The sequence below is a fragment of the Lysinibacillus sp. genome (assembly GCF_032093475.1).
GTDB classification, from domain to species: domain Bacteria; phylum Bacillota; class Bacilli; order Bacillales_A; family Planococcaceae; genus Lysinibacillus; species Lysinibacillus irui.
Window position 1 is genome coordinate 58,556 of sequence record NZ_DAMDAY010000003.1, and the last position, 12,315, is coordinate 70,870.

Here is a 12,315-nt window from a genome sequence, read left to right on the forward strand (position 1 = left end):
GAAATAAAGGGTTATTCCAAAAAAGAGCAGCCTTTCCTCATACCGAGTGGAAGACTGCTCTTTTAATAGGGTCCATATAAAGTTGAGGCCTCTAACGACAACACTATAGTAATCTAATAAATTTTTATACTAATAGCCAATTCCGTCTGTTTCCCAAACAAATCCTACAGGCCAAAATGGAATTTTATAGAATCCCGAAAGATCATTTCGTTCTGCTATTTCTTCCACCTTGATCTCCGTATCATCAAAGGTATCCTCGTTTATTTCCTCGACTTTTTCTGGAATCTTGATATAGCCAGATGTTAATTCGGCTATATGGAAGGCATGTTGAAAAACAGCAGCCTCACCAACAGGTTCGTACTCAGGAATGAAATATGGCATAACGATGGTATGATCAAAGTTCATCGTATGTAGAGCACCAACATCCATTGAAAAACCTACATTTGCTTTATAAAAACCAACGACTTTAAAATTCATTACTTCAGAAATCAATTCTAAGGGAATTATATCACCGATTTTATAAATCTCTTTATATGCATTCCCTAATACAATACTAATTGGTTCGTCCGGTTCTTTAAGCGTAAAATCAGATATTTGAAGATTCCTACCCTCTTCAATACTATCATCAAAGCGATTGAAGACACTTTCTCCTAATAAAACTGTCTTTAGGGGCGTTGTCATAATCTCTTTACCCTCCCAATCAAACGAAACCATATTATTTGGATTTTGGGTTTTCATTTTAGGATCTGCGGCTAGATATTCTTCATATCCATCTACAAAACTTGGATCACCATCATATTTCCCTCTATAAAATAAGGGATTTTCACTCACAAGAACATAATCAAAAGCCGTTTTCATTTCATCATACATAGCCTTTACTTCTTCAATAGGTACATCTGTTACGCCATTTGAAAGTTCTTCAAAGGCAAACACAGTTTTATAGTACGGTTCAAAATTAGGTACATCAGCAATGTAATCAATGTAATCCTCGTAACTATCAAACGACGTGGGTTTTTCCGCTTCCTCTGTTTGTGATTTTTCAGGTGTGGCTGTTTCGCTCTGAGTTTGTTCTACATCTGCCCCACTATCACCCTCAGTTCCGCTACATGCTGCTAATAAGAAGATACACATAACTCCGCCAATGCTATAGAAAAGCTTTAGAAAACGTAAAAACAAGGTTTTTACTAAATTACCAAGCGTAGAAGATACGAGGTGTTGCATTTGAAACAATTCCTACAGCTGGGTGAGAGGTTGCATTGGCGATAGAACCTTTATTTAACATATTGGACCCTGTAGTATCAAGTCGTCCATTAGACCAAATTTCTGCCCGGGCAGTGAAGCGTGGCGCAGTTGCTTCTACCCAGCCAGCTGCAACATGGTCCCCTCCGTGATTATTTGGAGATACATATAACCGAACATCACTACCTAAAACTTGATAAGAAGCAAGAGTAGTAGCACGCCCTTCCATATTATCTGCTGTTGCCGTACCGTATCCACCACCTGCAGAAACGTCCATTGTATAGACTTTGCCATCCACCGTAATTGTTTCCGGCAACTCTGGAGCAGAAGTTGGTGCAGCAGAAGCGGCTGGTATACTAGAAGCCACCGTTCCAGCGATCATCAATGCCGCCGCCATGTTTCTAAAAATATTACCTTTTTTCATACTAATCATCCCTTCTGTTCTTCTTTTTCCCTTATAATTACGGAAAAATTATAAGGTTATTAAAACGTAACATTAATGGAATAATTAGTCAAATATGTATCTATTTACAATTCTATTGTTAATCAATGAGACATTAGTGCTTTTTTCATAAATAGCGTATGTTCTATTGAGCGAATATAATTGCCAATAATGATAGCTGAAATACACTTCAAGACGTGTTAATTTAACATTATCAAGCATTTTGATAAGGATAGGTTGATTACCGATACCAATATATATAAATAATAGAAAAAGACTAACTTGGTAACATATAAATAGAAAATAATGATAAAAAATAAAAGGTTGTTTTATTTTCTCTTTGTCTTTCTTTATCATAATAGAAGACCATTTGAGACAAGGATTAACAAAAGTGTGCCAGGTTTAGTATTATTTGATAGGATTTTTATCAACCTATGTTCCTTTTCTTTGCCAATAAGAGCAACATAGCCAAGCCAAAAACCAGTATTTAAATTGAAAATTAAATATGGTATTATAATATTAGTAAAATATTAACAATTACCTCTTCTTTTTTTTGCTCAAAAAGCGAACATATGTTTCTTATTCGAAAAATGTCATAAGCAAAGGATGTGTTTTATTGAAAATGCTGAAATTATCCTAGTAGAATATATAAGTTCAATAAAGCTAAAATACACTAAAGCCCACTTAAATTATTAAGTGGGCTTTTAAAGCTTATAAAGCGAATTGAAATATATTATATAGCGTTTGCGATTAACAATAAATCATTACAAACTCCCAGTAATTGAAAAACTTCTAGCTAAAGTACTTGGTCCTCCTAAATAACCAAGACCTTCGTTAGGATGAGCAAAAATCTGGCGATTACTTACCCCATTATTTAATGTTAGATAAAGCTCATGTGATGGAGCTCTGTCATGCTTACCTTCAAAGCTATAAGTACCATTACTATTAGTAACAACTCTCATGAGAATATCTATCTCATGTCCGGATATTGGTATATAGGGATTTCCGACTTTATGATAATAAGTATAGTCAGCTTTTGTATAAGTATGTGTATTTTTTACTCCATACATTAATTCATCTGATGCTGTTTTTGAAGAAATAAGTTTTTTGCTATCGTCATACGCAGTTGTTTTACCTACATTCTTACTAAAATCATGCGTTGAATCATAAGAGAAAACTGTTTTGCCCCACATTTTTGTTCGGTATTTTTCCGAATCAAAACTGAAAGTCCTATTATCTCCTCCGAAGAATGCAATTCCATTTAACGGAATAGGATCTTCAATATAATCCATTGGAAGGAATGTTTTATAAACCCAAGAGAAACTTGTAGTAGGTGTTGCTAGCGGTTGAATTGGCAATGAAGGAGGAGTTGTATCTACAATTCTAATTATGCTAACTGGTCGGCTTTGACTCATTTGTTCAATTTCTTTATCACTAAGATCAAGAAGCTCATTGTCTGATAGAAAATTCTTTGTTTCTACCTTTTCACTATCGGAAAGAGGAATTGAGAATTCAATTTCATATGTGTATGTAGAATTCTTAACTATGCTTACGTCTGTATAATTACTATCACTTATAGTAGCTATTAATTCTTGATTCCTGAAAACACGGTATTCTTCAACCCCAGGGATATCATTCCAGTCTAGATTAACCCCTTCACTTGATGCAATGCTGGTAATAGAAGTATCAATTTCGGTTGAGGATGCTAGAGTTCTCATATTTAGTTTATTTGTATTTTTAAGAGTAGTTGTAATAATATGTTGGCTGTTGGTGATGTTGCCGTCATTATAAGCAACTATATAAAAACTAACTAAACTATTCGACTCTAAATCAACTAATTTATAACTATTCTGGTCTCCGTTATAAATAATATCACCTTTATTATCGATAATTTTAAATAAATCCCCTTTAAAATTCCATTGTACGTCTATAGAGTTGAAATCTGGTGTTACACTAACTGATGGAATGGTTTTATCGGACGCACTTGCTTCCATTATATCTGAAAAGCTAAAAAACATTACAAAAGTTAGTAACAAAGTAAGAGTTAATGGTAACTTCATGCAATTTCTCCTTTTATTTAATTTTTAAACTCGAATATATACTATCATATATAAAATAGAAAAACTTGATTTTTTTAATAATTAAATTTTATGATATAATAAATTTATTGGAAAAATATCATAAAATTACTTAAATATTATTAAGTAGAAATGGAGTAAATATGAAAAACAAAACACTGCAGTCATCATTTCATAGACCTTATATTAAATTCCTTTCTGCAATTTTCACAGCTATCACAATACCAATATTTTTGGGAGTATTTAAATACTTTTCAGCAGGTGAAGGAAGAATCGATGAATTTTTTTCTAATTTTGGATATGAATTTACAATAACGTTGATTATTAATCTAACATTTCTTTTCATCATCATTTTTCCTTTGTCTATACTGATTGATGGATTAATTATAATGAAGGTTAAAAATAAAAAAACATTTATATTTCCATCATATGTTATTTCTTATGTTCTCATAGGAATAATAAGCGGATCAATATACTCGTATTTTATTTCAAGCTTTAATCCTATTAGTTCGATATTATATGGCCTTGAATTAACATTTCTATTTGTTATATATCAATTTACTTTTAATTGGTTAATCAACAAAATTAAAATAATTTTATCTAAAAACGCCCAGAGTTAAATCTGAGCGTTTTTTTAGATTTTTGTTGAGAATTTATGTTAATACCCTTGTTAAAAAGGTGAGAAAGTTGAGGTATCTTATAAGTGATTTAGTTCTTCTAATAATACCTTTTCCCTCCATGATTCCAATCACCTTATTTTTTTCGTCAGTTATTTCACCAGTAAAAGCACAACCTGATTGATTTTACTGGTGAAATAAAGCTCGTTCATCCTCGACAAAAAATTGGGGGCATTTTCTACAATCCTTAGTTTTTACGAAGTTCCATTGGATGACTAATACTGCCAAGTTAATCTACCTTTCTTATAAGTCCTGTACTTTCTAATAGGGGGCTACAACTTCGTATTCTATTTGTGGGTTGGTATTTAATCATAAAAGAAATATAAAAAACTGGAACAATCGTGAAGGAACTGAAAAAATTAATTGGATAGACAATAATACAGTGGTAATAAACGGTCATACGTTAGATGTGTCAAATGATAAATTTAAGTTTAGAAAACAATAATACTCGCCCTTTTCTTCAACAATCGGGCGCGATTCGGTAGTGACCCCTTAAAGTTAGAGTTTTTATTATGCAGCTAATTGGCTGGCATGTTTTCGGTAATTTACCAGACTCATGCCGGCCAGTTTTTGTTTAATACGAACATTATTATAATAATTGATATACTCATTTATTTTCTTTTGTAATGCTTTATAAGAGATTAATTGTTCTCCATAATACATTTCCTGTTTTAGTAAGCTAAAGAAGTTCTCCATGGCCGCATTGTCTGCGCATGTTGCTTTACGAGACATGCTTTGAAAAATCCTGTTCTGCCTTAATGTTTTCACCCACGTATTGTGTTGATAGTGCCATCCTTGATCAGAATGAATTGTTGTCCGATATTCAGCACGCTTTAGAATAATTGGAAGTGCTTGTTTAAGTGAATCTAACACAAAATCTAGGCTTGGCCGTTTTGACATACTAAACCCAATAATCTCACCATTATATAAATCCATGATCGGACTTAAATATAATTTTTCATCATCTGTACATTTAAATTCAGTTACATCAGTCACCAATTTTTGAAGGGCATATGACGTTCTGAATCTACGATTCAAAAGGTTTTTAGCGACTTTCCCAACTGTTCTTTTGTATGATTTGTAGCGTGATTTACGTACGAATTTTACACATTTTAACCCTAGGTTTTTCATGATTCGTTGTACCTTTTTATGATTAATTGTATGTCCTTGCACTCTTAATTCCGCATGAATTCGGCGGTAGCCATATCGACCTTCATGTTTTTCAAAAGTCTCTAAAATCAAGACTTTCCTCTCTACGTCTGGATCCTTTTGCCCCATCTGTTTGATATGATAATGATACGTCGCTTCTGGATTTTATTGATAACAAAAACCCCAGTTTGATACTGGGGAGACGGTTTGTCAGGTAAAAATATTATTTTTCTGGATAATCTACATGTAATGGTGGTGGAACTAACCAACCTTTATTTTTATTTAGACGAAGTAGTTTTGCACCGATTTGAGCTTTTGCTGTATGAAATTGACTATACATTAGTGCAATATCTTCTCGAGTAGATGTTCCCATTCCTTGACTGCATGCAACTAATCCTGTAGCAAGGTCGGCTGTAAGTGCAGCACTTATTTCAGGATCATTAAATTTTGCTCCAGGAGGAATATCTTCCATCCTTGCAACAGGTCGTTCGGGTGAAGCAGGAGGTAGAGCAATACCATTAGTTTTTAGAATTTTTTCTAATTGTTTTACTCATCTCTACAAAGTTCAATAATATCTTCAATAATTTTCTTAAGGTCTTCATCTCCAGCATGATTGTAAAATGTTTGATAGCCAGAAATTATACCATAGTTCACAACTAAACCCGACCAAACACTAAATACTTCACCATAATGCAATGGTTCATCTTTTGGATTTCCACCCATAATACCCACAATTACAATGTAAGGATAGTTTTAGACCGGAACATATATTTAAATAATAATATTTCGGTTATCTTGGTAGTTAATTACCAATTTACTTGCAATGCATATACTTTTGCGTTTATTTTTCTATTGAATGTCGGTACATCTAATGCAAGTGAAGTAGTTTTAAACGACACAGAGATTGAAAAATTGAGAGAAAATTACATATCACTAGGTATTGATGAAGTATCAGGAGAAAAGCTAATTCAAAAAGTATTAAATGGGGAGCTATTAGATTCACAAAACCCTGAAAAAATTAAAGAAAAAGAACATGAGCTTGTTTTACTACCAGATGGCGAAACAAATATCATAGTTTTTGATGACGGTTCGAGAATTGCTTTACAAATGGAAGAAGAAAATTTAATTACACCATATGGGTATTCTGAAGTACCTGTGAGCAACAGTTGTTCTTCAGGTTCTGGATATAATACATGTACTGTTACAGTAAAATACAATGATTTAATATGGACTATTTCATATAAAACAACAGTAACTCGTGTACAGGGTGGACAAACTACAATAACAGATCCTAGAGACCTATATGTTGATATGGTTTTATACGATTGGTTAACATTGGATCAAAAAGCTACTAATCCAACGGCAACTAGTTCAAAACCAGCTAGAACTGCTTGGAAATTCAAGGCTTCTCATAAAACAGGTTTGTACACTGTTACAAGAGATCTTGCAGTATATGCAACAAACTCAAGTATTTATACTAGACTAGAATGGCAATAATTTTTTAAATATTAAAAGACAAAATCAATTATTTAGGTTTTGTCTTTTTATATTTAATATGAATTAGCCGTAAGGGAGATAAATTATGGACATTATAGTTTTAATAGCAATATTATTAATTATTTTTTTCACGAGTAGCACAATAGAAAAAAAAATAGAAAAAATGAATGATAAAAATTCAGAGATAATTGAGTTATTAAAAGATATAAAAAATGAACTTAAAAACAAATAAAAAACATTGAAATTCTTTTGCCTTATTCCTAAAAGGAGTAAGGTATTTTTTTCTCATTAGAAATTTGTACATAAATCCATCGTTTTGTATACACGGAATATACTCTACTAAAAAATCAGGTTTATTAATTTGAAAAAAACCATATTTGTCTTCTAGCTTAGGAGTTAAAAAGTAAAGGTTCAAAAATGCAGGCAAAAGGTTCTAGCCCCTGCTGTTACAGAATCAGACTTGAACTGAGAGTTCTTTGGATGTAGATGAGTTTCAATATGAAGGGAGATTTTCTAAGTGTCATACATCAAAAGAAATGTTAGATCTTTACAATAGCAACAAGACTGTAGGTATGTTTAACAACAGGAAGTAAAGAAGCGTTAATGATACACAAATATGGATTTTCCCCAACATAGATGATGACGAATCTAATTTTCGTGTATTTTTATATTCAACAATCGTGCGCAATTGTTGGGCAACAAATCAACTATAAAAGTAAAAGGATTGAGCCATACACAATTATTATAAATAATCGAGAAACACACTTTCCTTCCAATGATAATGAAAATTAAAAGCAAAACCCACAATAAAGGAGCTTTATGTCCTATATTGAGGATTTTTATTAATTCCTAAGTATACAACTTTTTTGCAACACTTATGTGGATATCTTATCCAATAAAAAGAATTTAAAAATGCGTCTTTTAGCGTTTGAAAGTATAAGACCTTTTTTTAACTTAACAGTGAGTAATAACTAATACTGTCACATTATATAATTTTATTTGTCCATTAAACCTTGGTACAGAGTAGTTGTTACTGTACCAAGGTTTTTTATAAAGATTAAAAACTTCTGCAATAATTATAATTTATGTTTTCCTCTCAAAAGTCCTCTGTCATTTAATGGTATATAAAGCCTTCAACTGATTTGGTTGAAGGCTATTCAACTATTCCTTTGAACTATAGTATAATCAAGAAATTAAGTTTGATTCAAACTAGCCTTTCTTATGATATTTAGTAAGTTTTTATAGATTCTTCCTATTCAAAAAAGCAGTCAGATTACATAGCTTTGTCTTTATATTTCCTAGCAACGACATGAAAAAAGTTTTCGCTTTTTAAATAATTGGAGTGGCATATTTTTAACTATAGTGAGGTGAAAATTAACAGTAATAAATGAAGTACACTAGTCGAAAAGGAAAAAATACATTGAAGAAAAATAAGATTCCATTACAAACAAAAATATTGGGACTAATTAGCACCCTGATCCTTTTTATTGTATGTCTTCTTGCAAGTGTATTTGCTTACTTGCAATATGTTGATGCTAGGACGCAAGTAAAACAATTAGCATTGCAATCGGCTATGACTATTTCTCTCATGCCGGAACTTAAAGAATCCATTGGGAAAAGCGATTTAGAGCTAAGTTTTCGCCCAATTGCTGATCAGGTAATAGATCAGGTAAATGCGGAAAATATTATTATTGAAGATCGGGAGAAGATTATTTATTCGCATAGAAACCCAAGTCAGGTCGGTAAGAAGAGTTTTGACCATACAAATAATCACGGGTTAATATTTGGTGGCTCTAATAATTTTGAAGTGGAACGCGAGAGTGGTTCTGTTTTAATAGGGAAGGTTCCTATCATTTCAGACAATGGAGAGTACACTCGTGTAATTGGAACCGTAGCAGTTGAATACGCGGAAAAAGACATCTATCAAAATATTTACAAGCGTGTTAAGTCTATTCTCATTGCCTCTTTAATTGTTCTAATTTTAGGAATCATTGGTGGTATTTTTTTAACCAAAAGTATTAGAAAAGATACTATGGGCCTGGAACCGCATGAAATCTCGTCATTATATAGGGAAAGAAGCGCCATTTTGTTATCGGTCAAGGAAGGGATCATAGCAATAGATCATAATGGATTCTTAACTTTAATTAATCATTCTGCAAGGTCAATGTTGAACCTTATTGATGATTCCTCGATTGGCCAACATATTAAATTTGTATTACCATCCATTAATATCGACTATGTCCTGCAGAAGGGTAAGCCAATTCATAATGTAGAGATAATAATAAATGATAAAGTATTTATTTTTAACTTTATTCCAATCATTGAAAATGAACAGATTGTGGGTGTGGTTTCTAGTTTCCGAGATAAAACAGAGCTGAAAAAGCTTATTGATACGATCACGGAGGTTCGCGAATATTCAGAGGGACTTCGTGCCCAAACTCATGAGTACGCTAATAAACTTTACTTATTATCAGGGTTAATTCAATTAGAGAGATACCAAGATGCATTTGAATTTATACAAAAGGAGTCAACTAATCATCAGCAACAGAACCGTATACTTTTTAATCAAATTCATGATATAAATGTTCAAGCTATACTATTAGGGAAACTAGGCAAAGCATCGGAAAAGAAAGTTACTTTTGAAATTGATCCAGATAGTTATGTAGACCTCTTACCAAGTCATATTGGAATCACTGATATCGTTACAATCATTGGAAACCTTATTGATAATGCTTTTGATGCAGTAGTCAACCAGGAAGAGCGAAAGGTGATCTTTTCAATTACAGGAATTGGGAATGATATCATTATTGAAGTAGCAGATAACGGAAAGGGGATTGCTGAAGACGTGTTAGATTCTATATTTGATTTACACAGCTCATCTAAAGGTAAAAACAGAGGGTACGGCTTATTTAATGTTAAACAAATTGTAGATTCTTTAGGTGGAACAGTAGAAGTAAATAATGACAAAGAAGGAGGGGCCATTTTCACGGTATTCCTTCCGAAAAAAATTAAGGGATAAAATGAAACTTACTCAGTGAAATTTTCTAGAGCTCCACTGATGTTGAAATTAAGGGTTTACTCCCATCTAAGACGTTAAACGGGTTGGTGTTTATATACCAGCAAAGCGAGATAAAAGAAGGAGAGGAGAAAAATGATTAAGGTTGTCATAGCGGAAGATGATTTTCGAATTGCACAAGTACAAGAACAGTTTTTGCAAAAGGTACCAGATGTAAAGGTCGTTCAGAAGGCACTGAATGCAAAGGAAACAATGGAAATACTAGAGAATTACGAAGTTGATTTGCTTTTTTTAGATATCTATATGCCTGATGATCTTGGAACAAATTTGTTATCAAAGATTCGAGAAAATTATCCTTCAATTGATATTATTATGGTGACTGCTGCAACAGAAAAAATAATGCTTGAAGCGGCTGTGAGATATGGTGTTAGTAATTATTTATTGAAGCCAGTGACCTTGGAGAAGTTTGTTGAAGCAGTTGAAGAATATAAAAAGAAGAAAAGACTACTAAGCCATAGTGATGAGGTGAACCAAGTATTGATTGATCGATATTTTGGGGTAGCTAATCAAACCTCCGTCAATCAAAAAGATTTACCTTCAGGTGTAGATCGTCATACTTTGGACAAAGTGAAAAAAGTAATGAAAGAACTAAAAGGCGGTATTTCCATTGAGGAAATGGGTGAACAAATTGGAGCATCACGTACCACTGCAAGAAGGTATTTAGAGTTTCTCGTTTCAATTGATGTTTGTACGGCAAAACATGAATATGGTGTCGTCGGCAGGCCTGAGAGGAAATATTACTATAAAGGATAACAAGGTTCGATCAATAATATAGACAAGGAATGAACAATGAGAAAAAAAATAATGAGTATTTTCACGCTTATTGTATTACTTTGCTGTGGTTGTTCACAAGATGAGGGGCAAGAAGCTATAACAGATACAGTAACAATCATTGCTCCAAGCTCTATAGGTGGAGGTTGGGACAAAACAGCAAGAGCTATACGGGACATTTTAGTGAATAACAATTTGGTTGACGAAGACATTCATGTACTGAATAAAATAGGTGCTGGTGGAGAGCTAGGATGGAAATATACAAAGCAGCAAAAAGATCATGTGCTGGCAATGAATTCAAGCCTACTCATTACCAATCATTTATTGGGACAAAGTAAGTTAACTTATAAAGATTTTACACCGATTGCCACCCTAGCTACTGAATGGGATGTTGTCATTGTTTCAAAGGATTCAGAAATAAAAAGTGCAAAAAATTTAATGGAGAAGCTGAAAGAAACACCTCAAGCATATAAAATAGGTGTCTCCCCGAGATTAGGCAATGATGATCAGATTTCTTTTGTATTAGCGAGTAAACAGGCAAAAGTAGAACCTGAAAAACTAGATTTTTTTGTATATGAAAATAGCAATCAAGTAGTGGATGCATTATTAAAAAAGCAAATAGATGTTGCAACGATGACTTTATCCGAGGCTAAAAAATATTATGATTTGAATCAGGTGCAACTGCTCGTCATTTCATCAGAGAAACGATTAAAGGAGCTTCCCGAAATTCCTACATGGACAGAAGAAGGAATTGAGTTAGTTTTTAAACATTGGCGCGGCATTATGGGACCGCCTAATATGTCAAAAAGGGAAATCGAATTTTGGGAGATGACATTTGCAAAAATGGTAAGAACTGAAGAATGGAAACAAACTTTAAAGAAATATATGTGGGAAGATTTTTATATGAACAGTAGTGAAACCTCAAAATTTCTTGATGAGGAAAATAAGAAATATGAGAAATTATTAGAAATTTATTAAGAAGAGCTACTTTTTAATATTTTAATGGAAAATTAATGGTTTTTTATTCTTTATTATATTCAGATATGACTTACAAGGTTGACTTATGAGACCTATGTTTTTGCCTTTCTACCATTTCATACATGTGGTAGAGAGATCATGCATAGTCCTAGGTTAGCCTTTTTTGTTTTGTGTTAGGGAAGACATTAGGTGGCGTAAATCTTAAATTTACCGTGAACAAAATGTACGAAATAGATAAAAAGAAATTAATAAACATTAATTTGTAAACGATTACATTTGATCGAAATTATTTTATTATAGGGTAAATATTCGAAAAATTAGTTATTTATCGAATTGGTAAATAATTTAGTAGAGCAATTGGGGGGAGAATTATGCTAGCAATTTTAGGCTTTTTAATGATATTAGTAT

General features: G+C 32.6%; 8 protein-coding genes and 3 pseudogenes. 6 read left to right on the forward strand and 5 right to left on the reverse strand.

Annotated features, from left to right (window positions below; translation table 11 throughout):
- Nucleotides 1–129: 129 nt before the first annotated feature.
- The 3 genes from RT445_RS01485 to RT445_RS01495 all read right to left on the reverse strand — a co-directional run bounded on the left by RT445_RS01485 (nt 130) and on the right by RT445_RS01495 (nt 3,741).
- Nucleotides 130–1,221: a hypothetical protein gene (locus RT445_RS01485; RefSeq protein WP_313469445.1), complete on the reverse strand. Its 1,092-nt coding sequence runs from the start codon at nt 1,219–1,221 to the stop codon at nt 130–132.
- Entirely contained in the window at nt 1,190–1,663 is a 474-nt protein-coding gene (locus RT445_RS01490; protein WP_312506586.1) for a hypothetical protein, read from the reverse strand. Before RT445_RS01490 ends, RT445_RS01485 begins: the two co-directional genes overlap by 32 nt.
- A 782-nt stretch (nt 1,664–2,445) precedes the next feature.
- Nucleotides 2,446–3,741, reverse strand: coding sequence for a hypothetical protein (locus RT445_RS01495; RefSeq protein WP_312506585.1), 1,296 nt, complete (start codon nt 3,739–3,741; stop codon nt 2,446–2,448).
- A gap of 975 nt (nt 3,742–4,716) precedes the next feature.
- Here RT445_RS01495 and RT445_RS01500 point away from each other — a divergent pair.
- Nucleotides 4,717–4,881 (forward strand): annotated as a pseudogene (locus RT445_RS01500) (DUF5412 family protein); the annotation flags it as partial.
- A 65-nt stretch (nt 4,882–4,946) separates the two neighbouring features.
- Here RT445_RS01500 and RT445_RS01505 read toward each other — a convergent pair.
- Both RT445_RS01505 and RT445_RS01510 read right to left on the reverse strand, forming a co-directional pair.
- Nucleotides 4,947–5,729, reverse strand: a pseudogene (locus tag RT445_RS01505) (IS3 family transposase); the annotation flags it as partial.
- 79 nt (nt 5,730–5,808) lie between these two features.
- Nucleotides 5,809–6,317: pseudogene (locus RT445_RS01510) on the reverse strand (DUF3231 family protein).
- 120 nt (nt 6,318–6,437) lie between these two features.
- Between RT445_RS01510 and RT445_RS01515 the strand changes: the two are divergent.
- The 5 genes from RT445_RS01515 to RT445_RS01535 all read left to right on the forward strand — a co-directional run bounded on the left by RT445_RS01515 (nt 6,438) and on the right by RT445_RS01535 (nt 11,907).
- A complete protein-coding gene (locus RT445_RS01515) occupies nt 6,438–7,082 on the forward strand; it encodes a hypothetical protein (protein ID WP_312506583.1) in 645 nt (214 codons plus the stop codon).
- A gap of 85 nt (nt 7,083–7,167) precedes the next feature.
- The gene (locus RT445_RS01520; RefSeq protein ID WP_169745643.1) at nt 7,168–7,314 is read left to right on the forward strand and encodes a hypothetical protein; all 147 of its coding nucleotides are present in this window, start codon (nt 7,168–7,170) and stop codon (nt 7,312–7,314) included.
- Between the two features lie 1,188 nt (nt 7,315–8,502).
- On the forward strand, nt 8,503–10,101 hold the full coding sequence (locus RT445_RS01525; RefSeq protein WP_274794918.1) for an ATP-binding protein: 1,599 nt from the start codon (nt 8,503–8,505) through the stop codon (nt 10,099–10,101).
- A gap of 132 nt (nt 10,102–10,233) precedes the next feature.
- Complete coding sequence (locus RT445_RS01530) at nt 10,234–10,911, forward strand: response regulator (RefSeq protein WP_274794917.1); 678 nt, start codon at nt 10,234–10,236, stop codon at nt 10,909–10,911.
- A 51-nt stretch (nt 10,912–10,962) separates the two neighbouring features.
- Complete coding sequence (locus RT445_RS01535; protein ID WP_312506582.1) at nt 10,963–11,907, forward strand: tripartite tricarboxylate transporter substrate binding protein; 945 nt, start codon at nt 10,963–10,965, stop codon at nt 11,905–11,907.
- Nucleotides 11,908–12,315: the final 408 nt, after the last annotated feature.

What these genes read in the sequence shown, in the direction of transcription:
- RT445_RS01485 (WP_313469445.1), bottom strand. Translation starts at nt 1,221, where the DNA reads ATGCAACACCTCGTATCTTCTACGCTTGGTAATTTAGTAAAAACCTTG.
- RT445_RS01490 (WP_312506586.1), bottom strand. Translation starts at nt 1,663, where the DNA reads ATGAAAAAAGGTAATATTTTTAGAAACATGGCGGCGGCATTGATGATC.
- RT445_RS01495 (WP_312506585.1), bottom strand. Translation starts at nt 3,741, where the DNA reads ATGAAGTTACCATTAACTCTTACTTTGTTACTAACTTTTGTAATGTTT.
- RT445_RS01520 (WP_169745643.1), top strand. Translation starts at nt 7,168, where the DNA reads ATGGACATTATAGTTTTAATAGCAATATTATTAATTATTTTTTTCACG.
- RT445_RS01530 (WP_274794917.1), top strand. Translation starts at nt 10,234, where the DNA reads ATGATTAAGGTTGTCATAGCGGAAGATGATTTTCGAATTGCACAAGTA.
- RT445_RS01535 (WP_312506582.1), top strand. Translation starts at nt 10,963, where the DNA reads ATGAGTATTTTCACGCTTATTGTATTACTTTGCTGTGGTTGTTCACAA.